This is a genomic window from Mesorhizobium sp. WSM4310, assembly GCF_007003935.1.
GTDB lineage: Bacteria > Pseudomonadota > Alphaproteobacteria > Rhizobiales > Rhizobiaceae > Mesorhizobium.
On sequence record NZ_VFTA01000018.1, the window covers coordinates 84,926 to 105,225 of the forward strand.

General features: G+C 62.8%; 23 protein-coding genes. 10 read left to right on the forward strand and 13 right to left on the reverse strand.

All coding sequences use genetic code 11. The annotated features are described in order from the left end of the window. Positions 1 to 189 precede the first annotated feature (189 nt). Positions 190 to 468: a hypothetical protein gene (locus FJV80_RS19835; protein ID WP_142877206.1), complete on the reverse strand. Its 279-nt coding sequence runs from the start codon at positions 466 to 468 to the stop codon at positions 190 to 192. Positions 469 to 623: 155 nt separating this feature from the next. Between FJV80_RS19835 and FJV80_RS35630 the strand changes: the two genes are divergently transcribed. The 10 genes from FJV80_RS35630 (at position 624) to FJV80_RS19880 (ending at position 9,825) form a co-directional block, all read left to right on the forward strand. Then, entirely contained in the window at positions 624 to 758 is a 135-nt protein-coding gene (locus tag FJV80_RS35630; protein ID WP_280951258.1) for a hypothetical protein, read from the forward strand. A 50-nt stretch (positions 759 to 808) separates the two neighbouring features. Beyond that, positions 809 to 1,330 (forward strand): hypothetical protein, encoded by a 522-nt coding sequence (locus FJV80_RS19840; RefSeq protein WP_246689001.1) that lies wholly within the window; start codon positions 809 to 811, stop codon positions 1,328 to 1,330. A gap of 87 nt (positions 1,331 to 1,417) precedes the next feature. Beyond that, a complete protein-coding gene (locus FJV80_RS19845; protein ID WP_095775909.1) occupies positions 1,418 to 1,720 on the forward strand; it encodes a YdhR family protein in 303 nt (100 codons plus the stop codon). A 644-nt stretch (positions 1,721 to 2,364) separates the two neighbouring features. Beyond that, entirely contained in the window at positions 2,365 to 3,498 is a 1,134-nt protein-coding gene (locus FJV80_RS19850; protein ID WP_142877208.1) for a transporter substrate-binding domain-containing protein, read from the forward strand. Next, positions 3,498 to 4,142 carry an ANTAR domain-containing protein gene (locus FJV80_RS19855; protein ID WP_095792942.1) on the forward strand — a complete coding sequence of 215 codons (645 nt, stop codon included), beginning with the start codon at positions 3,498 to 3,500 and terminating at the stop codon, positions 4,140 to 4,142. Before FJV80_RS19850 ends, FJV80_RS19855 begins: the two co-directional genes overlap by 1 nt. A gap of 248 nt (positions 4,143 to 4,390) precedes the next feature. Continuing rightward, a complete protein-coding gene (locus FJV80_RS19860; RefSeq protein ID WP_142877209.1) occupies positions 4,391 to 5,236 on the forward strand; it encodes a nitrilase family protein in 846 nt (281 codons plus the stop codon). Positions 5,237 to 5,289: 53 nt separating this feature from the next. Beyond that, positions 5,290 to 6,441 carry a substrate-binding protein gene (locus tag FJV80_RS19865; RefSeq protein ID WP_142877210.1) on the forward strand — a complete coding sequence of 384 codons (1,152 nt, stop codon included), beginning with the start codon at positions 5,290 to 5,292 and terminating at the stop codon, positions 6,439 to 6,441. A gap of 64 nt (positions 6,442 to 6,505) precedes the next feature. Then, on the forward strand, positions 6,506 to 7,339 hold the full coding sequence (locus tag FJV80_RS19870) for a branched-chain amino acid ABC transporter permease (protein WP_142877211.1): 834 nt from the start codon (positions 6,506 to 6,508) through the stop codon (positions 7,337 to 7,339). Beyond that, positions 7,326 to 9,104, forward strand: a complete 1,779-nt coding sequence (locus tag FJV80_RS19875) for an ATP-binding cassette domain-containing protein (RefSeq protein ID WP_142877212.1) — start codon at positions 7,326 to 7,328, stop codon at positions 9,102 to 9,104. Before FJV80_RS19870 ends, FJV80_RS19875 begins: the two co-directional genes overlap by 14 nt. After that, a complete protein-coding gene (locus FJV80_RS19880; protein WP_095792947.1) occupies positions 9,097 to 9,825 on the forward strand; it encodes an ABC transporter ATP-binding protein in 729 nt (242 codons plus the stop codon). Before FJV80_RS19875 ends, FJV80_RS19880 begins: the two co-directional genes overlap by 8 nt. A 364-nt stretch (positions 9,826 to 10,189) precedes the next feature. On the opposite strand, the gene FJV80_RS19885 is transcribed toward FJV80_RS19880, so the two are convergent. The 12 genes from FJV80_RS19885 to FJV80_RS19940 form a co-directional block, all read right to left on the reverse strand. Further along, complete coding sequence (locus tag FJV80_RS19885; RefSeq protein ID WP_095792995.1) at positions 10,190 to 11,101, reverse strand: ABC transporter permease; 912 nt, start codon at positions 11,099 to 11,101, stop codon at positions 10,190 to 10,192. Next, positions 11,098 to 12,198 carry an ABC transporter permease gene (locus FJV80_RS19890; protein ID WP_095775903.1) on the reverse strand — a complete coding sequence of 367 codons (1,101 nt, stop codon included), beginning with the start codon at positions 12,196 to 12,198 and terminating at the stop codon, positions 11,098 to 11,100. Before FJV80_RS19890 ends, FJV80_RS19885 begins: the two co-directional genes overlap by 4 nt. Continuing rightward, positions 12,195 to 13,718: an ABC transporter ATP-binding protein gene (locus tag FJV80_RS19895; protein ID WP_095775902.1), complete on the reverse strand. Its 1,524-nt coding sequence runs from the start codon at positions 13,716 to 13,718 to the stop codon at positions 12,195 to 12,197. The genes FJV80_RS19890 and FJV80_RS19895 overlap by 4 nt, the downstream gene beginning before the upstream one ends. A 4-nt stretch (positions 13,719 to 13,722) precedes the next feature. Next, the gene (locus FJV80_RS19900; protein ID WP_179296006.1) at positions 13,723 to 14,820 is read right to left on the reverse strand and encodes a BMP family ABC transporter substrate-binding protein; all 1,098 of its coding nucleotides are present in this window, start codon (positions 14,818 to 14,820) and stop codon (positions 13,723 to 13,725) included. A 27-nt stretch (positions 14,821 to 14,847) separates the two neighbouring features. After that, positions 14,848 to 16,227: an amidohydrolase gene (locus tag FJV80_RS19905; protein WP_095775900.1), complete on the reverse strand. Its 1,380-nt coding sequence runs from the start codon at positions 16,225 to 16,227 to the stop codon at positions 14,848 to 14,850. Between the two features lies 1 nt (position 16,228). Then, on the reverse strand, positions 16,229 to 16,888 hold the full coding sequence (locus FJV80_RS19910; RefSeq protein WP_095775899.1) for a glutathione S-transferase family protein: 660 nt from the start codon (positions 16,886 to 16,888) through the stop codon (positions 16,229 to 16,231). Next, the gene (locus tag FJV80_RS19915; protein WP_095775927.1) at positions 16,885 to 17,730 is read right to left on the reverse strand and encodes an aromatic ring-hydroxylating dioxygenase subunit alpha; all 846 of its coding nucleotides are present in this window, start codon (positions 17,728 to 17,730) and stop codon (positions 16,885 to 16,887) included. Before FJV80_RS19915 ends, FJV80_RS19910 begins: the two co-directional genes overlap by 4 nt. Next, positions 17,730 to 18,380, reverse strand: a complete 651-nt coding sequence (locus tag FJV80_RS19920; RefSeq protein ID WP_095775898.1) for a Rieske (2Fe-2S) protein — start codon at positions 18,378 to 18,380, stop codon at positions 17,730 to 17,732. Before FJV80_RS19920 ends, FJV80_RS19915 begins: the two co-directional genes overlap by 1 nt. Positions 18,381 to 18,550: 170 nt before the next feature. Further along, the gene (locus FJV80_RS19925; RefSeq protein ID WP_246689002.1) at positions 18,551 to 18,784 is read right to left on the reverse strand and encodes an acylphosphatase; all 234 of its coding nucleotides are present in this window, start codon (positions 18,782 to 18,784) and stop codon (positions 18,551 to 18,553) included. A gap of 269 nt (positions 18,785 to 19,053) precedes the next feature. Continuing rightward, on the reverse strand, positions 19,054 to 19,254 hold the full coding sequence (locus tag FJV80_RS19930; RefSeq protein ID WP_095775896.1) for a hypothetical protein: 201 nt from the start codon (positions 19,252 to 19,254) through the stop codon (positions 19,054 to 19,056). Positions 19,255 to 19,324: 70 nt separating this feature from the next. Beyond that, positions 19,325 to 19,759, reverse strand: a complete 435-nt coding sequence (locus FJV80_RS19935) for a peptidylprolyl isomerase (protein WP_095775895.1) — start codon at positions 19,757 to 19,759, stop codon at positions 19,325 to 19,327. A 174-nt stretch (positions 19,760 to 19,933) separates the two neighbouring features. Continuing rightward, positions 19,934 to 20,266 (reverse strand): hypothetical protein, encoded by a 333-nt coding sequence (locus FJV80_RS19940; protein WP_095775894.1) that lies wholly within the window; start codon positions 20,264 to 20,266, stop codon positions 19,934 to 19,936. Between the last annotated feature and the right edge of the window lie 34 nt (positions 20,267 to 20,300).

Consider the following 20,300-nt stretch of genomic DNA (forward strand, 5'->3'; position numbering starts at 1 on the left):
AATGAAAGCATCTGGCCGAAAGCGGACGCATCAGTTCGGATCCCTTGCGGCGCGCCAGTTTTCTGGAAATTAGGGCTTAGAGATTGATGGCGGCCCGGCTTCGGCTGATCATTTTGCCGCCTTCAAGTGGTTCCTGTCTTTGGATCAACGGGGATTTAGAACGATCGCCTCGCACGCAGCTTTCCTTTCTCACCAATTGCCCGTGCGGTTCTGCGCTGCACTCTTGAGCGCGCGAGAGGCGGATCGATCCAAGCTGTCTGCGCAGGCCGCTTCGACGTCAGCTTTGGTCAAGCCAACGTCGCGCAGATGGAAGTCGGACAGGTGACCAAGCCCGCGCTCTATGTTGCGGCGGGTCCGCCACTCATGGACAAGGGCCGGCAGGCGTTCGAGCGGACGATCAAGAGCAGTGCCCGGCAAGCCCCGTGCGGTCTGGCCTAGTGTCGTTTGCATCACGTTACGCCTGGTCATGGTAAACCTCCGTTGGCCGGGTTGCTCGAATGACGATCACCGTGACGGCAGAAGGCGGGAAGGCGCCAGGGCAGCTTCGGAAGCGCTCCGCTTCAGATTGTGAACTGGCCTTAGTCCTCCGCAAGGCCTAACTTGCGGCAAAGGAGCGCTCAGCGATGACGCGACGGCCTTACGGACTGCTCTGCCCGATCTCGCGCGCCTGCGAGTTCCCGGAGCCGCGCTGGACGATCCAAATCCTGACCGAGCTCTGGAACGGCTCGACCCGCTTCAATGACATTCGCAGGGGGTAGGCAACATCTCGTCCGCCCTCTTGTCGAGGCGGCTCAAGGAGATGGAAGCGTTGGGCCTGGTCGAGCGCGTGGAGGACGAGGCGTCGGGCAACGTCGCCTATTTCCGCACCGAGAAGTCGATCAAGCTCGAGCCGGCGATGAACGCGCTGGCGGAATGGGCGCAATGCAACATCGAGGCCGAGATCGCGCTCGCCGACGTGGATGTTTCGACCCTCATGTGGTTCGTGCGGCGAAAGATCGACCTCGCTGAACTGCCGCGGCGGCGCGCCGTCATCCGCTTCCATTTCCGCGACGATCCCCCACCGAAGTGCCCCCACTACTGGTTTGTGGTCGAGCCGGGCGCGGACTTGCCCGAGCTATGCTCGCTCGACCCCCGCCGAGACGTCGACCTTTACGTCGAGACCGGCGTTGTTTCGCTGGGGGCCATCCTGGAGGGCCGCTCCAGCATCGAGCGTGAGAAAGAAAAGGGCGGCCTTTTCCTGAGCGGCGACCCCGGCCTTGCACGCAGCATGGACCGTTGGCTGCGAACCTTGGTCTATGCGGCGCTCGAGGGAATCGTCCCGCTTTCTTGAAAACCACACTGAGGTTGCAGGCTCACGCGCGGAGGGTCGTTCTTAGCCGCGCAACGCCTACTACAGAGGAAATAAGGGAGGGAAGACATGTCGGCCAAAATCCTGCAAATCAACTACAAGCTCACCGGCCCGAGGGCCGAGTACGAGCGAGAAAACCTGCCCTATGCTCAACCCATCGCGGACCTACCTGGCCTGCGCTGGAAGGTCTGGATCATAAACGAGGCCCAAAGCGAAGCCGGAGGGATCTATCTTTTCGACGATGGCGCCACAGTGCAAGCCTTCTTGGACGGGCCAATTATTGCGGAGATGAAAGGTGATCCGACGTTGAGCATCAAGGCGTTTGACGTGATCGCGGGACTCACGACCATCACACGTGGCCCGGTGAAGTAGTGTTCTCGGAGGTTAGGATGGCGCAAGCGTCACTTAAGATAACGGGACGAGCGCCTCCCGCTGTCGCGCGTAGGTAAAGCCAGTTCAAGCCAATTTGAGGTTGCCGAGAACGGTGACATCTATGGGACGGCGGCATGTTGCAGCATGTGGCGAGAGCATCGCCAAGCCTGGAGGCGTCGCGCTGCCCCGCTGTGGTGCGAGACCAGCTCGGTAGTCGGCTCCGAGAGTCCGGTTAGAGGCGCAAAGGGGTCACCCGCAATCCGGTCGCGAAGGCCGGCTTTGGGCCAGAAGCGGATCTCTCGCAGTGGAATTCCACAACCGATATTCTCCGACTTTGATGGCAGCTTTGCGCCTCATTTCGGTCATTCTAGTAGTGCGGTTCGCCTACCAAAAGCGGACATCGCTGGTGCTTTGGATATAGGCGAGTTTGCGCCAACTTTGCTCGTTCAAAGTGGCCGCTACAATGGCGGCTGCTTGGTGGCATTCTTGACATTCGCTCAAACGAGACGTGCGCGGCGCTTTGCATTAACTACTGACCAAACGGCACGTCATCTGTACGCAACTAGAGCAACTATCCAATGACGATTGCCATAACGCCTCATGTGCAATAGGCCTTTCCCGGAAAAACGCAGGGGAGGATTGCCGTGCCAGGAACAGCCCAGACATGGCGTGTCGGCATCCTTTTTTCGCGCAGCGGCATCACCTCGGTCACCGAAAGCGAGCATTTCTACGGCACGGCGCTCGCAATCGAAGAGATCAATGCCGGCGGTGGCGTACTGGGGCGGCAGATCGAGCCGATTGCCTACGACCCGGGCAGCGACCCCGAGGCGTTTCGGTCGCTCGCCCGCAAGCTTTTGACCGAGGACGATGTCAACGTCATCTTCGGATGTTCGATGTCGGGCAGCCGCAAGGCCGTGCTGCCGATCGTCGAGCGCTACAATGGCCTGCTCTGGTACCCCTCGATCTACGAGGGTTTCGAATATTCCGAAAACGTCCTCTACACCGGCGCCACGCTCAACCAAAACACCTTCGCGCTTGCCGACTTCATCCTGCAACGCTACGGACCGCGCGTGTTCATGGCCGGGTCCGACTACATCTACCCGCATGAATCCAACCGGGTGATGCGCGACCTGCTGGAATGCAGGGGCGGCACCATCGTCGAGGAACAATATGTGCCGCTCGATGCCGACGAACGCCGGATGCGACGGCTAATGGCCGACATCGAAAAGGCCGCGCCGGACGCCGTCTTCTCGACGGTGATCGGGCGTAGCGCGCAGATCCTTTACAGGCTCTATGCCGAAGCCGGCATCGACCGGACAAAGCGGCCGATCGCCAGCCTGACGCTCGCGGAAGGCGAGATCCGGGTGATCGGGGCCGAGCATTGCACCGGCCATGTGCTGGCCGCGCCTTATCTGGCGAGTGTCGACAGCGACGAGAACCAGCGCTTTGTCAGTGACCTCGCCCGCCGCTTTGGCGACAGGACAACCGCGACCATGTGGTCGCAAACGGCCTATACGCAGGTGCATCTGTTCGCTCGCGCGCTGGAGAAGGCGGGAACCCTCGACACATTCCGCCTCAGCCAGGCGGCGCTCGAAGTCGACTATGCGTCGCCGGAGGGAAGGATAATGTTCGACCAGGAAAACCGCCATGTCTGGTCGACACCGCGCATCGGCATCGCCAACGCTGCTGGCCAGTTCGACATCGTATGGCAGTCGCAGGCGCCGATCCGGCCAGACCCTTATCTCGCCGCCACCCATTTCGAGGAGCCGTGGCTGTAATGACGGCGACGCTCAAACGCATCCTCAACGATCTGCGGCAAGCGAAGATCTTGGTCATCCACCCCAAGGACGAGGATGGCGCTGCCCTGGTCGATCACCTCAGGCGGTTGGGTTGCGAGGTCCGGGCGGCGTGGCCGCCGCCGGCGTCGATCCCGGGCGATATCGACACGGTGTTCGTGCAGGTGGGCGAAGCGCCGACCGATGCGATGGTGTCACTCATAGAAGGCGTGAATGCAGCAGTCGTCGCCATCGTCACCTACGAAAGCCCGACTTCGATCAAGGCGATCATTGACCTCAACGCCCACGGTGTCATCACCAAACCGCTGCGACAACTGGGCGTGCTAACGCAATTTGCGCTGGCCCGCTATCGCTACGGCTACGAAGGGCGGCTGGCCAACAAGGTGCGCAAGCTGGAGGATACGCTGAAAGGTCGCCGCACGATCGAGAAGGCGGTCAAGGTGCTGGTCGAGATGAACGGCGTCGACGAGGAGACTGCCTACAAGCTCATCCGCGATCAGGCGACATCGAAGCGGGTGGCGCTGGTTTCTGTCGCCGACGGCATCCTCGCGGCCCAGGAAGCGATGCGGGCTTTCGGCTTCGGAATTGCCACGCAAGGCAATCAGAAACAGCCGACCGATCGATAGGCCGCTAGCGATATGCTGCGGCAAAAAGCTGGTATAACCAGCTGATTTTGCTTCCATAAATCGAACTTTACACCAGCGGTTTTGGCCAGAATCTTTGGCCCTTGACGCGATCTCCCGTCCGTGCAATTTCTTAAAGCACGAGCAGGTTTGCTCATCGGCAGGAATGCCGTTTCACATTGATGGCTATGTAGCCCTTGGCTCGCGGATGACTTCCGCGCCCAGGGGTTTTTTGCGTTTGGAGACAGGCCTTGACGACACATGCGAAAGCGACGGCGGACCTACGTCTGGCCTGCATCCAGTTCCAGCCGGCGATCGGCCGGCTGGACAAAAATCTCAAATCGATGGAGCGATTGATCCGCCAGGCCGCCGGTCTCGGCGCATCTGTGGTGGTGCTGCCGGAGCTGGCCGACAGCGGCTATGTCTTCGACAGCCACGAAGAGCTTGCCGAGCTCGCTGCGCCCATCCCGGATGGGCGCAGCGCCACGCTGCTCTGTTCGCTGGCCAACGAGCTTGACCTCCACATCGTCAGCGGTCTTGCCGAGCGCGACGGCGACCGCTTCTTCAACGCAGCCATGCTGTGCGGGCCATCGGGTCCCATCGGCACCTACCGCAAGCTGCATTTGTGGAACCGCGAAAAACTCTACTTCCAGCCGGGCAATCTCGGCCTGCCGGTGTTCGAGACCGCGATAGGCCGGATCGGCGTGGCGATCTGCTATGACGGCTGGTTCCCGGAGACCTATCGGCAGCTGGCGCTGAAGGGCGCCGAGCTGGTCTGCGTGCCGACCAACTGGGTGCCGATGCCCGCCCAGGGCGACCACCCGGAGCCGATGGCCAACATCCTGCACAAGGCCGCCGCCCACAGCAACGGCATCTACATCGCCTGCGCCGACCGTGTCGGCATCGAGCGCGGCCAGCCCTTTGTCGGCAGGAGCCTGATCGTCGGCCCGACCGGCTGGCCGATTGCTGGGCCGGCCAGCGAAGCCGACGAGGAAATCCTCATCGCCACGATCAAGCTCGGCGAGGTCGCCAAGGCGCGCGCGCTGAGTGAGCGCAACGACGCCATCGGCGACCGCCGCAGTGACGTCTACGGATAACCAAGAAGAAGCCGGCACCACCCGGTAAGATCAACCAAAGAAAGGGGAATACCATGAAGAACAGAGCAGTGATCCTTGCATTCGCCAGCGCCGCCCTGACCAGCGCCGCCTTCGCCGCGGACGGACCGATCAAGATCGGCATCCCGGTCGGTCTCTCTGGCGCCAACAGCGTCGTCGCGCCTTCGGTCGTCCAATCGGCGGAACTGGCCGTTGCCGAAATCAACGCTGCCGGCGGCGTGCTCGGGCGCCAGCTTGCGCTGGAGATCGCCGACGATGCCTCGGGTGCGGCGGGGGCGCAGAAGGCCTTCGATTCGCTGGTCTTCCAGAAGGAGGTCAACGCCGTCATCACCATGGAGACGAGTGCTGCCCGCAATGCCGGCCTGCCGATCATCTCGAAGGGCGACATACCCTACATCTACACCTCGTTCTACGAGGGCAAATCCTGCAACGCCAACCTGTTCGTCAATGCCTGGGTGCCGGAGCAGCAGGTGCCGCCGATCGTCGACAATTTCATCAAGACGCAAGGCGCCAAGAAATTCTTCCTGATCGGCTCGGATTACGCGTTCGGCCGCGGCATGCTGGAATTCGCCAAGGCTTATATCGAGAAGTCAGGCGCCAGTGTGGTCGGCGAGGAGTATCTGCCGATGGAAGGCAGCGACTGGACGGCGATCATCTCCAACCTGAAGAGTTCCGGCGCCGATGCGGTGATCACCTCGACCGCCGGCGGCGCGCCGAACGTCACCTTGACCAAGCAGTTGCGCGGCGCTGGTGTTACCATCCCCTATGGCAACCTCGCCGTCGACGAAGGGACCGCCAAGAGCATGGGTGCGGATGCTGCCGGCATCTTCATTTCCGCTTCCTATGTGACCAGCATCGGCAGCGACGCCAACAAGGCCTTCCTTGCCGCCATCGAGAAGAAGTTCGGCGCCGACCTGCGCACCCCCAACGACCTCTCAGTGCCTGAATATGAAGGCATCTACCTCTACAAGGCCGCGGTCGAGAAAGCCGGGTCGACCGACACAGCCGCTGTGCTCGCAGCGCTTGCCGAGGTATCCTTCGTCGGCCCCCGCGGCACGGTCTCGATGAGCAAGCAGCACCACGCTCCGCTGACCATGTATCTCGGCCAGGTAAAGGCGGATGGCTCGGTGACCGTCGTCGACAAATTCGAAGGCGTCGACCCCGGGCAACAGTGCCCGAACCTGTAGTCGCGCCTCTGTTCGCAACGGGGCGGCCCTGAGCCGCCCCGTTCCACATCATCGAGGACCTGCCATGACGCTTCTCCTGGACATGGTGACGACGGCGGCGATCCTGTTCATCGTTGCCGCCGGCCTGCTTGCGATCTTCGGCGTGCTGAAGATCATCAATTTCGCCCACGGCGCCTGGCTGACGATCGGTGCCTATTGCGCGGTGGCGACGGCCGGCCTCGGGCTCAATCCCTGGGCAGCGCTGCCGATCGCATTTGCCGTCGGCGCAATCCTTGGCGGCATCACCGAACTGGTGATCGTGCGGCCGCTCTATCGCCGGCCGCTAGACGCCATTCTGGCGACCTGGGGGCTGGGCATCGTCATCGGCCAGCTGATCACGCTGTGGTTCGGGCGCGACGTGCAATTCACTTCCAATCTCCTGTCGGGCACGGTCGATGTCTTCGGTGTCGGCTATTCGCTCTACCGGCTGTTCGCGGTGGCCGCCGCGCTGGTGATCGGGCTTGCCTTCACCTTTCTTCTCGAAGGCACGCGGCTCGGCCTGTCGGCGCAAGCGGTGATCATGAACGAGATGCTGGCCCGCGCGCTCGGCGTCGACACCGCCCGCGTGCGGCTGGCCACCTTCATGGTCGGCACCGGACTGGCGGCACTTGCCGGCGTGCTGCTGACGCCGCTGACCAGCGTCGATCCGAATATGGGCGTCGCCTGGCTGATCGGCTCGTTCATGCTGGTCATGGTCGCCGGATCGTCCTTCTCGACGCTGGCCATCGCCTGCATCGTCTTCGGTGGCGCCCAGGTTCTGGTCAGCACCTTCGTCAGCCCCATTCTCGGCGGCATCACGGTGGCGGTCCTGTGCGCCCTGGTGTTGCGCATCAGCCCGAAGGGATTTGCCCGTGCCTGAAAACCGTTCCATCCCACCGAGGGTCTGGCTGTTTGCAGCCATTGCGCTTGCGACCGCGGTCGTCGTCGTCATCGGACCTGCGCTGTTCGATCGCTTTACGCTCAACGTGCTGACCCGCTCGATGATCTACGCCATGCTGGCGGTGACCGTCGACATTCTGTGGGGCTACACCGGCATCCTGACCTTCGGCCAGGCGGCGTTCTTCGGCACCGGCGCCTATGCCAGTGCCATGGTGCTGAGCCATCTCGGCTCGACGCCCGCCCTTCTAGCGCTGGCGCTTGCCCTGGCAGTCATCGTGCCTGTGCTGCTCGGCGGTTTCGTCGGCTGGCTGTCGTTCGGCCATGGCTCGACACCGCTCTATGCGACGGTGATCTCGTTGGTGGTGCCGATCGTGGTGACGCAACTGGTGTTTTCGGGCGGAGTGTGGACCGGATCGAGCAGCGGGCTGGTCGGCTATTCCGGCCTGCCGCTCGGCCTGCCGGGTTATTTCCGGCTCACCGGCATCTGCCTGATCGTCACCACAGTCGTCGCCCTGGTCTTCACCCGCTCCGATGCGGGCAAGCTGCTCGTCGCCATTCGCGACAATGAAGCGCGCTGCGCCTATCTCGGCCTCAATCCGCAGCGCCTCAAGATCGTGCTGACGGCGCTGCTGGCCGGCGTCGCCGGCATTGCCGGCTTCCTCTATGCCAATGCCTCCGGCGTGGTGGCGCCGGAAAACACCGGCTTCGTCTTCGGCACCGAGATCGTCCTCTGGACCGCCCTTGGCGGCCGCGGCACCATTATCGGGCCGGTCATGGGTGCGATCGGCATCGACTATCTCAGCGCCCAGCTGTCCGGCGATCTGCCCTTCCTGTGGAACCTGGTCGTCGGAACCCTGTTCGTGGTCATGATCATCCTGTTGCCGAACGGGTTGGCGCAACTGGCCAGAATGGCCCTGCCGCGCCGCAATGGTGAGCAGGCCAACGCCGCCGGCAGCCCGGCCATCACCGTCGCGCCGGCCGGGAACGGCAGCACCGGCGACAACCGCGTGCTCTCCGTCAGCGGCCTCGGCAAATCCTTCGGCAGCCTGCAGGTTCTGCAAGGCATCGACCTCGATGTGCGCCCCGGCGAACTGGTCAGCCTCGTCGGCCCCAATGGCGCCGGCAAGACGACGCTGATGCGCTGCCTCAGCGACGGCACCGAGGCCACCACCGGAAGGGTCAGCATCGCCGGCCAGAACATCGATGGCATGACCCCGGACGAAATCGTGACGCTCGGCGTCGGCCGAAAATTCCAGGTGGCGAGCGTCTTCGACAGCCTGACCGTCGCCGACTGCCTGCGCATGGCACGCGCCTCGCGCCAGGCGCCGAGCCTGCTGCGCCGCTCCGCCACGCTTGGACTGCCGGCAGCCGCCGCCGATATTTTGCGCTCCACCGGGCTCGACCGTATGCTCGGCCAGCCGGTGTCGCTGTTGTCGCATGGGCAGAAACAGAGCCTTGAGCTCGCCATGGTGGTTGCGCTCGAGCCAAAACTCATCCTGCTCGACGAACCGACGGCCGGACTGACCAAGGTCGAGCGCACCACCATCGGTGCCACGCTGCAGAAGCTGACCGGGGAGCTTGGCTTTGCCGCCATCCTGGTCGAGCACGATCTCGATTTCGTCCGCGACATCTCGACCAGGATCGTCGTTCTCCACCAGGGCAAGCTTGTCCTCGACGGCAGCGTCGCCGAGGTCGTCAATTCCGAAACGGTCAGGACGATCTATTCGGGAGCCGCCCATGCTTGAGACCAGAGAGGCCAGAACCACCTTGCCGAAACTCTCGCTGTCGAACGTTTCGAGCGGCTATGGGCCGGTTGCCGTCATCGAGGCGCTGTCGCTTTCCATCGCGCCTGGGCAGATTTTTGCGCTGATGGGCAAGAACGGCATGGGCAAGACCACGGTGCTTAAAACCATTTTAGGCTTCGTGGCGCTGCGTTCGGGCGACATCAGCCTTGATGGCGCGTCGATGTCAGGCGTTTCCCAGGCCTCGCTGATCGCATCGGGCGTCGGCTATGCGCCACAGGAGCAGGCCCTGTTCCAGGATCTCAGCGTGCGCGACAATTTGCGGCTCGCCCTGCGTTCGGATCGCGGCTTTGCGCAAGCGGTAGAGCGGGTCTACGGGCATTTTCCGTTCCTGCGGGAGCGCCTGTCGCAACGCGCCGGAACGCTGTCCGGCGGCGAGCAGAAGATGCTCATCCTCGGCCGTGCGCTGATGCTGCAGCCGAAGCTGCTTTTGATCGACGAGATTTCCGAAGGCCTGCAGCCCTCCGTCGTCGAACGCATCGCCACAGCTCTCAAGGAAGAACGCCGGGCCAACGGCACGACGATCCTGATCGTCGAGCAGAACCTGCCCTTCGCGCTTGGCGTCGCCGACAACTGGGCGGTGCTAAAACTTGGCCGTATCGACGATGCTGGGGATGTAACCGAGGGAACGGCGAGCCGAGTTCTTCAGCATCTGAAGATCTAAGGCGTGTCCGGCCCAGATACTCCGAACCCATTCGTTCCCCTGAACTGCGACGCTGTGGCCGGCGATTTGCAGAAGGAAGCTCGCGGCGACGGGAATGTCCGAACCGGCAACCAAGACAATATCCGGGTCAGGGCGCATTCCGACCTTTCAGTCTGGAGATCCGAGTGTCCGCCCAGGCCAGCTTCTCGACGAAGCAAGCGGAGTGCAGCAATGTCCGCTTCTAGCTATTTGTAGCTTAAAGCTGCCCGCCCGCTGTCGGCCCCAATGCGGCCGCGCTCATAGCGCCGTGGTTAAAATGCATTGATTGACCCGCTTTGGGATAAAGCTGAGCCACAACTCGCATGGAAACTAAATTTAGCTGTTGTTAATGCTCGAAGGGGTCACCGAGCGAGGCGATGCCGTTGAGCTGCATCATGCGGCGGTCTGATGAAATGATGCCGAGTACGATGATCGTGACCAGGTAGGGCAAGCTTGAAAGCAGTTGCGACGGCACGTCCAGTCCCGTTGCCTGCGCGGCGAGAGCCAAAAGCGACACCGCGCCGAAGAGGCATGCACCCAGGAAAATCCGACCGGTGAGCCACGTTCCGAAAACGACGAGGGCAATGGCAATCCAGCCGCGCCCGGCGATCATTCCATCTGCCCAAAGCGGCGTATAAACCACTGCGGCGTAGGCGCCGGCAAAGCCTGCCATCGCGCCGCCGAACGTGACTCCGGCGAGGCGGACGGCGATGACCGGATAGCCGATTGCGTGCGCCGCCTTGGGGTTTTCACCGACGGCCCGGATGACGAGCCCGGCCTTCGTATAGGCAAACATCGCCCAGATGGCCAAGGTCGCCGCAAGGGAAAGCCAGACGACGACATCCTGCGTGAAAAGCCCGCCGACGACCGGGATATCGGAAAGCCAGGGCAAGGCGAGCTTTGGAAGCCCCCGGACAGTAAGGCTTTCATAGGTCTTGCCGAACAGCGCCGAGAGGCCCTGGCCGAGGATGCCGATGGCGAGGCCAGTCGCCACCTGGTTTGCACGAAACCCGAGCGTGACGATGGCAAAGACGAGGGACAACGCCGCGCTGCCGGCGCCCGCGGCGAGGAAACCCAGGAAATGCCCGCCGCCATGATAGACGATGATGAAGGCGAGGACCGCGCCGAATGCCATCAATCCTTCCACACCGAGATTGAGCACCCCGGTGCGTTCGGCCACCAGCTCGCCCAGCGACGCGAGAAGAAACGGCGTTGCGGCCGCGAGCATGCCGGCAAGGACGAACTCGACGGCGTTCATGATGGGCTCCGGTGGGCGGGACGGCGCCATTCGAGACGGTAGCGCACGAAGGCAGCGGCGATGAGATAGGCGAGGAGCAGGCTGCCTTGGAAGACGCGCACCGCGGCGACCGGCAGATTGGCCGACACCATGGCGTTGTCGCCGCCGATATAGAGCGCCGCCATGATGAGCGCCGAAAAAACGATGCCCAGGGGATGCAGACCGCCGAGATAGGCGACGATGATAGCCGCGTAGCCATAACCCGTCGAGATCGAGCGCTGCAGTTGACCGATAGGGCCGGCCACCTCGGCCGCGCCCGCCAGTCCCGCGGCGAAGCCGCCGATGAGCAGAGAGAGCCAGATCGCCCGTCCCTCGGCGAAACCGGCATAGGCGGCAGCACGCGGCGCGAGCCCGCCAACCTGCAGTTTGTAGCCGGTGAAGCTCTTCTGTATGAATGCCCATGCCGCGATGGACAAGGCAAATGCCAGAAGCAGCGAGACGTTGACGCGGGTGCCGGGGATCAGGATCGGCACCATCGCATCGTACTGGAACATCACGGATTGAGGAAAGTTGAAGCCATTGGGATCCTTCCACGGGCCAAGCAGCAGGTAGTTGAGCACCTGTACGGCAACGAGGCTCAGCATCAGGGAGACAAGAATCTCGTTGGCGTTGAGCCGGACGCGCCAGAAGGCGGTTATCGACGCCCAGAGGGCGCCGCCTATGGCCCCGAGGAGCAGCATCGATGGCCAGATCCAAAGGCCCGTTGCCAGCGGAAACCATACGGGAATGGCCGAGGCGAAGATGGCGCCGAGGATAAACTGGCCTTCGGCCCCGATGTTGAACACCTTTGCGCGAAAACCAATCGCCAGCCCCTGCGCGACGAGAAGCAGCGGTCCTGTTTTGAGCAGCACTTCCGAGAATGAGGCCCAGGACAGGAACGGCTCGAGGAGCATCGCATAGACGACTGCTGCCGGGTCCCGGCCGATCAGCACGTAGAGCCCAAGATTGAAAAGGATCGCCACGGCGAGCGCGGCGGGAGGGGCAAGCAGCGTAGCAGCGAGCGAGGCGTGCTCCCGGCGCACAAGGGCCGGGAGGATAGACACTGGAAAAGCGTTCATGCGGGAACCTGGCCGGCGGTTGCAGATGCTCCGATCATGTATCGCCCGATGTCCTCCGGCCTGGTGTCGTTCGTGACCAGCGGCGGGCTCAGCCGGCCGTGATGGAGCACCTGGATGGAATCGCAGAGTTCGAAGAGTTCCTCCAGTTCCTCGGAGATGACGAGGATCGCCATGCCTCCGTTGCGCAGTGTGACGAGGCGCCTGCGTATGGCGGATGCGGCACCGATGTCGACGCCCCATGTCGGCTGCGCCACGAGCAGCAGTTTCGGGGACAGCATGATCTCGCGGCCGACGATGAATTTCTGCAGATTGCCGCCCGAAAGCGCGCCGGCCTCCGCGTCCGGGCCGGGCGTGCGCACATCATATTGCCGGATGCAGTCATTGGTGAACGCCGTCGCCCGCGCCTTGTCGACCAGACCGCGTCTCAAAAGCCCGAGCGGATGAGCCGTCAGCAGGCTATTGCGGACGAGCGACATCTCGGGTACCGCGCCGCGACCGAGCCGGTCTTCAGGGACGAAGGCAAATCCGAGTTTTCTGCGCGAGGCCGCGTCGAGCGCGCTCACATCCTTGCCCATCATGTGGATATGGTCGCGCTGTCCCTTCGGCAGCAGCGTCTCGCCGGAGACGAGCGCGGCGAGCTCGCTCTGCCCATTCCCCGAAATGCCGGCTATGCCGAGGATTTCGCCGGAACGCAGCGTGAGGTCGACATCTGAGAGCGCAACGGCAAAGAGGTCGTGGGGCCGATAGTCCAGGCCGATAATCTCGAGCCGCTTTTCCCCCCGGGGCATGGGAAGTGCCGGCGCTGGCTCCGGCATGTCGCGGCCGATCATCATGCAGGCAAGGTCGTGCGTATCGTGATCGCGCGGGTCGACGTTTCCGGTCACGCGCCCGCCGCGCAGGATGGTCGCCCGGTCGCAGACTGCACGGATTTCGTCCAGTTTGTGCGAGATAAACAGGACGGAGACGCCGCCGTCGCGTAGCCGGCGCAACGTCTCGAAAAGCTTGCCCACCGATTGCGGGGGCAGGACAGAGGTTGGTTCGTCGAGGATCAGCAGCTTCGGATTGGTCATCAGGCAACGGATGATCTCTACCCGCTGCCGCTCGCCTACGGAGAGCGCATGCACTTGGGCGAGTGGATCGACCTCCAAGCCGAACTCGTCCCCGAGCGCGCGGGTGCGCTCCGCCAGGCGGGCTTTCCGGCCTGGCACGACCAGTCGAATGTTCTCCACCACGGTCAGGGTTTCGAAGAGCGAAAAATGCTGGAAAACCATGCTGATCCCCTTACGCCGCGCCTCCGCGGGGGAGGCAAGGCGCAAGGGTTCGCCGTCCCAGAAGGCGGTTCCGCCGTCTGGCTGTTCGACGCCGTAAATCAGCTTCATCAGCGTCGATTTGCCCGCCCCGTTTTCCCCGAGGATCGCGTGAATCGACCGTGGAGCCACGTCCAGATCGATGTCCTGATTGGCATGGATCTGGCCGTATTTCTTGGAGATGCCGCGAAGCGACAGGAGCGAAGCAGTCATAGGATCACTTCGGCAGAGGGGTGGTGACGCCCTTGACGTGCCAGTCCATCGCGACAATCTCGGCATCCGTGAGCGTAGCGCCGGCGGGGACGCCATCGCTGCCATCGGCTTTGGCGATCCGTCCGGTGAATGGCGAGAAACCGCCATTAGCGATCTTGGTCTCGACCTCCTTGATCCTGGCCATCATGTCGGCGGGCACGTCCGGGCTCCAGTCGACGACCTCGACGACCTTGTCGCCGACGCCGAGGAAGGCGTTGGCACCCTTGAACGTGCCAGCGAGATGGGCGTCGACCGAGGCCTTGAAGAAAGGCGACCAATCCGTCGCGACGCAACCGAGATAGGTTTTCGGAGCGTATTTCTTCATCGAGGAATTGAGGTTGAAGGTGTAGATGCCGGCCTCCTCGCAGACCGCGATGACCGACGGCGTGTCCTGTGCATTGGAGAAGATCACGTCGCATTTCTGCGCCAGCAAGGCCTTGGCGGCTTCCTGTTCCTTGGCCGGATCGAACCAAGAGTTTACCCAGACGACCGAGACCTCGATATCAGGCTTCACCGCCTGCGCGCCCAACGTGAAGGCGTTGATGGAGGTGATCAGTTCTGGAATGGCGAAGGCAGAGACCGAACCGAGCTTGCCGGTCTTGGACAGCGCGGCAGCGGCCATTCCCATCAGATAGGTACCCTGGAAATACTTGGCGGCGAAGGGCGAGAAGTTCGGCGCCACCTGAAAGCCGGAGGCGTGCAGCACGGTGACGCCGGGATTGCGGTGGGCGGCCTGGAGGGCGCCGTTCTGGTAGCCGAAGGAGCCGGCGATCAGGAATTTGTTCCCGTCGGCAACGGTCTTGTTCATGATGCGGTCGGCATCCGGGCCTTCCGCGATGTTTTCGATGATCGTGACTTTTACCTTGTCGCCATAAGCGGCCTTTACCGGCTCCAGGCCGTCGGCAAGCGCCCGGCCCCAGCCGACGTCGCCGACCGGCGAGGGGACCACGAGCGTGATGCCCAAGGGTTCGTCGGCGGCGAGCGCGGAGCGACCGCCCAGCACCGCGGCGAGGCCGGAGGCGGCGGCGGCCTTCATCAGTATTCTGCGGTTGAGATTTTTCAGCATTTAGGTTCCTCTGTTTTCAAGTTTCTAGATTTGAACCGAGGCAAGTGCCGCCTCGGCGTCGGCGAATAGCCGCCCCTCGTCGAGCCCGGTGAACTCGCCTTTCGACCAGACGACACGGCCGTTGATCATGGTCAGGTCCGTCGGCATGCCGATGCCGACCTTGGCGATCAGGCTCAGCGGATCGTGCCGGGTGCCGACATAGTCCATGCGCCGGGTGTCGATGGCGAAGAGATCGGCGGCCATGCCGGGCGCAAGCCGGCCGATGTCACCTCGGCCCAGGAGCGCCGCGCCGCCCGTCGTGGCATAGCCGAGGAAGTCGGCCGGCGGCGGGACAGGATGCGCACGCGTCGATGCCGCCAGGCACTGCAGCATGTAGGCGGAGTGGATGCAGTGCATCAAGTTGGAATTGTCGTTCGAGGCGGCACCGTCGCAACCGAGCCCCACACGGAGGCCGAAGGCCGACATGGCCGGAATGTCCGTGACTTCCGCGCCAACCAGATAGACCGGTTCTGGGCAATGGGAGACGCCGGTTCCGCTTGCAGCCATCTTGCGCAGTTCGTCGTGGGTCAGTTCCCAGCAATGGGCATAGAAGGCGTCCGGCCCCGCGAAGCCGAGTTCCGCGCAGTAGTCGACGGTCCGCATGCCGTACCGGGCCTCGATAACCCGGCTTTCGCCTTCGCCGACATGCGTGTGCATCTGGACGCCCCGATCTCGTGCCAGCGCCACCGATTCCACAAAGGTTTCGCGGTAGCAGTTGACCGGCTGGCAAGGGGCGACGACAAGCTGGCGCATGCTGAACGGGCCGGCGTCGTGATAGGTGTCGATAAGGCGGGCGCAATCGGCGATGAACTCGTCAGTCGTTTCCAGCATGGCGTCGGGAATGGTGGAGCCTTCCGACTTCGGCAGAGTGTTGCCACCGCGGCCCGCATGGAAGCGCATGCCCAGGAGGTCGGCGGCCTCGAATTGGCGGTCGATCAGCCGCTTGCCGGCATGGCGTGGAAAACAATACTGGTGATCGAACGCCGTGGTGCAGCCGTGCTTGATCATCTCGGCCATCGCGGTGACCGAGGCGTGGTAGAAGCAGTCTTCGGTCAGCCGCGAAAAGATCGGATAGATGCGGTCGAGCCATTCCATCACCGACAACTTCGTCCAGTCGAGATCCGCTCGGTTGCGCACGAAACACTGGAAGAAGTGGTGGTGGGTGTTCACGAGCCCAGGATAGACGAACCAGCCAGCGGCGTCGTGCGTGATGGTCCCGGCGGGCAGCGGTCCTTTGCCAAGACCTTCGCCGATCGCCCTGATCGCGGGGCCATCGGTCAGCACGTCCACGTTGCGCCGGACACCAAGGCCGTCGCCCGTGTCGACGATGACTGCCACGCAATTCTCAAAAAGGTAGCCTGCCACGTCAGAACCCACTGGTTTCAGGGAGGGGTTCCGGCTTCAAATCGTGCAACCGGTGGATGCCGGGCATCTCGATGAAGCCTTCTATGCTGCGTACGGCACGGGACCAGAGCCGGATCGTGGGGTAGGGATCGAGCGAGACGCCGCCGTCCGGCGCCAGCGCCACATAGGGAAAGCAGGCGATATCGGCAATCGTCGCCCGTTGCGAGGCGAGGAACCGCATGCCACGGATACTCTGTTCGACGAGACCCGCTTCCAATTCGCGCAAGGCTGCGGTTCCCTGTGCCTGTAGGCCGGCGATATCGCCAGGACGCAGAAGCATCTCGTGGAGGCGCGCGCCTCCGAGGCTGGCCGTCAGCCGATGCGAGAAGGAAAGCCATTGCTGGACACGCGCTGCTTCCTCGGCCGTACCGCCGCCAAGCCATCGCGGGTCGACCTTTGAGGCGAGGTAGACGAGCATGGCCGAAGATTCGGTTAGGATCAGGTCGCCATCCTGCAGAATTGGAATGGCACCGGCGGGATTGAGCGCCAGGAGTTCGGCACCGCGATGCTCGGCGCCGGGATGGAAATCGACCGCGCGGATGTCGATCCGCACATCCGTCAGCGCCGCCATCAGGCGAACCTTGTAGCAACTGGGCGAAAGAATGTAGTCGTAAAGCTTCATTGCGCCACCAGTTGCGCGCCATAGGTATAGCCGTGGCGCTTCAGCCAGCGCCGGTAGGCGACCGAGGTCAGATCGGCCCGGGTCGGGATCTCCATGCCGGGGTCAAGCGGCAGCAGCCGGGGGATCTGGTTTTCGAGGATCGACCTGTCTTGCACGAAGATGGTCTGCTGGAAGTGGATCAGGTCGGTCATCGACGTCTCATCGTCGAAGAGCGCCATCCATGGCCAGACGTCGCACAGGTCTTCCGCGAGCGGCTGGACGAAGAGGGTGATCACGTCCCATTCACCGGGACGCGGCGGGCAGGTCTTGTAGAGGATGGAGCAGGTTGGCGCCGGCACGCGGTACATGTATTCCGTGGTGACGCCCCCGCTTGCCGATTTGGCGGCCTGCGGCTGGTAGAATTTCACTTGCGTTGCCCAGACCTCGTCTTCGTCCTCGCGTATGTCGACCTTGTAGTTCTGAACTTCCGTATGCGGCTCGGCACCAAGGATGTCCGTGTGCACAAAGGGAAAGTGCGCGATGTCCAGAAAGTTTTCCACCGCGCGCAGCGGCGAGCAGCGCACCCGGACCACGCCGACATCGACAAGCCGGCGGCCGAGTTGGTCGGCCTCGGGAATCGCAAAGAGCGGCTTCCGCGGTTCGCCGAGCGACGTCCATATATGGCCGTAGCGCACGCAGACGGGCAGCATGCGGCCATCGGCGGATGTAACCCTGACGGTTCCCTCGGCGTCGCGTCCCACCTCGACCGGCTCGCCCATGAGGGCCGTCTTGCGCCCACTCACATCCAGTTGGCTGAAAAGGCCGACCGGATACCATTCGTCGACCATTGCGTTTGGGATCATCATGCGATCCCTTTCCGCTGAATATGCTCGGCCATGCGCCGTAGGGCCTCCGCTGCCCGTGACGCGGCGATCCGCTCCGGTGGGCTGGCGTCACCCTCCACAAGGACATGAATCAGCGCCTGTTCGTCTTCCAGCGAGGCAACCAGCATCCGGATCGTCTGTGAATTGTTGGCAAATCCGACAATGCCCCCGGGGGAGGCATCGGTGCCAGCGGCCGCCTCTATCGCCGCAATCCCGGCACATGCCGTCAGGGAGCGCAGCGGAGCGAGACCGTCAAGTCGCGGAGGACGAGTTGCCGATTGATCCGCGGCAATCCAGATGATCCCGTCGCCTTCTTCGACCTGCCGCGTCGCGACCCGGATCGCCTCCGGCGGTGTCAGGCCCGGATGGGCCGGGATGCGCACACAGTTTCCGGCTTGGGCATAGCTCCAGCCATGATAGATGCAGGAAAGGGCCTCGCCGCGCACGAATCCATGGGACAACCGCATGCCGCGATGCGGGCATCTATCCGCGAATGCCGACACGCCCCCGGACTGGCTTCGCCAAAGGGCAATCGGTCCGGTCGGCGTCCTTGCCGGAATTACGGTTCCCACCGGCAAGTCGGCGGAAAGGGCGACTGGCGTCCAAGAGCCGGTCGTACGTGACTTCATGCTTCAACTTTCCGAACAGGATCGACATCTTCTGAATGCAAATTCGTGGCCGACGACCTCCTACCGGCGTTGTCACGTTTGCACAATGTTTTCGCACTGGCAATAATGACTAAAAAAAAGGCAAGACTGGTCCAATGCGCCGAGGAGCCGGTCCCTGCATGAGGTTCAAGCTAGCCGGTTTCTCCCTTGATCGGCGCGCGGTGGATTGCCTCGACCCAGACATCGATGGGACCGAGGGAACATCCCATTTCCATCATATCGATCAATTCCACTGGGCCGGCAACGTCGAGTTCGATCCGGCCGGTACTGGTGCTGGATATGGTCTGCACAAGCCCGAGCTTGGCGGCATGGCGCCGGATCCACGGCACGAAGGAGACAGCATCGACGTCGCCAAGGATCGTCATACGCTCGCGCGAGGCGCTCTTAATTTGCTCCGCCATGAAGGACCTAACACATTAGCCTAGTCGGTCATGCAACACAATTTCTCACGAGCAAATGGGCGCCGGCAATTTTCCGTGGATCCGACCGGGCAATTGCGACATTTCATCACCGGGAGGCACCGACGCGAAAGGGATATCTTGCCGGCTCCTGTCTTGGAGGCGGAAGACCATCTCCCGCGCGACAGGCGCCCGATGTGTCGGGCCGGGGCCGCAATCACCGCGGAGGCAACGCCTCACGCGGCGATGAGCTTGATGATACGCACGGCTCGAAGGCGTGCGACCGCGCGGCCATAGACAGCCAGATTGGTGTGCCCGTTCAGTCGGGAGAGATAGAGAATGCCATCCGGTTCGTCCGGATGATCATCGAGAGCAACGGACCACGCACGCGCCAGGGTCTGGTTAGTCGCCTTGGCGACGTCCGCAGGAATCCCCATGACCACCGGCCCGTCATCTCGCAAATCAGCAAGCCCGCGAAGCCGACCAATTCTGGGCCGGATTCGTGCCTTACGCCGCCTGAACGATCTCGACCAGTTCAACGTCGAACACCAAATCCTTTCCGGCCAATGGATGATTGCCGTCGAGCTTGACGCTGGCGTCGTCAACTTCGACGACTGTTACCGGGATGGGGCGACCGTCGCGGGTTCTGACCTGCAATCGAGTGCCGATATCAACGTTGATGTTGTCTGGCACCTTGGCGCGGTCGATGGTCATGACCGCTTCGGGGCGGTGAGGGCCATAGGCGGCGTCGGCTGGAACGGTGACGGTGCTTTTCGCACCCACCTCCATGCCCTCGACATGGGTTTCAAGACCGGAGATCACTTGTCCTTCACCCAGTGTGAACTGCAGCGGTTCGCTGCCGGAAGAATCGAATTGAGTGCCGTCGACTAGGCGTCCATTGTAGTTGATACGCACGGTATCGCCATTCTTGGCCTGTGTCATAGCAGTCATCCTTTCGGAAGTTCTTGAGGGGCCGGCCTAAGCTCACGGTCCCGTTCTCGATCATCCGCGCACTCGGGGTGCACGGCGCGAAGCTCTAAAACTAGGGGCTTGGCTACCGATGTAAACCCAGAATGCCAATTTGAGCTATTCGATGGCCGTGGCTCGGTACGAAATTCAAGTCGGAGAGCGTTTTCCGTCTGGTGGGAGTGCCTCCTGGAGCAGCGTCAGGTTCTCCCTTAGGACTTCAATCGAGAATTCGATCTTGGTCACCAGACCAGGATAGGCTGGGCGATCCTTCTCCTGCAGCGCGATTGTCAACTCCCGGATTTGCTTCTCCGCCGTTTCAAGCCGTCCCGCCATCCGCTCGGAATACAGGCGCACCAGGAACCCCACCTGTGCGGCTTCAATGAGCCGCTGGCGACGGCGCCGCTGACGCTCGGCTGGGGACATCGGAGCGCTGCCCTTCAGTCGGCGGCCTCGCTTCCGTTTGGGCGTGTCGTCGGCCATGGTATTTTCGCGATTATCGTGCGTCACGAAAACT

What these genes read in the sequence shown, in the direction of transcription:
- FJV80_RS19940 (WP_095775894.1), bottom strand. Translation starts at nt 20,266, where the DNA reads ATGGCCGACGACACGCCCAAACGGAAGCGAGGCCGCCGACTGAAGGGC.
- FJV80_RS19935 (WP_095775895.1), bottom strand. Translation starts at nt 19,759, where the DNA reads ATGACACAGGCCAAGAATGGCGATACCGTGCGTATCAACTACAATGGA.
- FJV80_RS19910 (WP_095775899.1), bottom strand. Translation starts at nt 16,888, where the DNA reads ATGAAGCTTTACGACTACATTCTTTCGCCCAGTTGCTACAAGGTTCGC.
- FJV80_RS19885 (WP_095792995.1), bottom strand. Translation starts at nt 11,101, where the DNA reads ATGAACGCCGTCGAGTTCGTCCTTGCCGGCATGCTCGCGGCCGCAACG.
- FJV80_RS19845 (WP_095775909.1), top strand. Translation starts at nt 1,418, where the DNA reads ATGTCGGCCAAAATCCTGCAAATCAACTACAAGCTCACCGGCCCGAGG.
- FJV80_RS19880 (WP_095792947.1), top strand. Translation starts at nt 9,097, where the DNA reads ATGCTTGAGACCAGAGAGGCCAGAACCACCTTGCCGAAACTCTCGCTG.
- FJV80_RS19925 (WP_246689002.1), bottom strand. Translation starts at nt 18,784, where the DNA reads ATGACGATCCTTGGCGACGTCGATGCTGTCTCCTTCGTGCCGTGGATC.
- FJV80_RS19915 (WP_095775927.1), bottom strand. Translation starts at nt 17,730, where the DNA reads ATGATCCCAAACGCAATGGTCGACGAATGGTATCCGGTCGGCCTTTTC.
- FJV80_RS19835 (WP_142877206.1), bottom strand. Translation starts at nt 468, where the DNA reads ATGACCAGGCGTAACGTGATGCAAACGACACTAGGCCAGACCGCACGG.
- FJV80_RS35630 (WP_280951258.1), top strand. Translation starts at nt 624, where the DNA reads ATGACGCGACGGCCTTACGGACTGCTCTGCCCGATCTCGCGCGCCTGC.
- FJV80_RS19920 (WP_095775898.1), bottom strand. Translation starts at nt 18,380, where the DNA reads ATGAAGTCACGTACGACCGGCTCTTGGACGCCAGTCGCCCTTTCCGCC.
- FJV80_RS19855 (WP_095792942.1), top strand. Translation starts at nt 3,498, where the DNA reads ATGACGGCGACGCTCAAACGCATCCTCAACGATCTGCGGCAAGCGAAG.
- FJV80_RS19865 (WP_142877210.1), top strand. Translation starts at nt 5,290, where the DNA reads ATGAAGAACAGAGCAGTGATCCTTGCATTCGCCAGCGCCGCCCTGACC.
- FJV80_RS19895 (WP_095775902.1), bottom strand. Translation starts at nt 13,718, where the DNA reads ATGACTGCTTCGCTCCTGTCGCTTCGCGGCATCTCCAAGAAATACGGC.
- FJV80_RS19890 (WP_095775903.1), bottom strand. Translation starts at nt 12,198, where the DNA reads ATGAACGCTTTTCCAGTGTCTATCCTCCCGGCCCTTGTGCGCCGGGAG.
- FJV80_RS19870 (WP_142877211.1), top strand. Translation starts at nt 6,506, where the DNA reads ATGACGCTTCTCCTGGACATGGTGACGACGGCGGCGATCCTGTTCATC.
- FJV80_RS19930 (WP_095775896.1), bottom strand. Translation starts at nt 19,254, where the DNA reads ATGGGGATTCCTGCGGACGTCGCCAAGGCGACTAACCAGACCCTGGCG.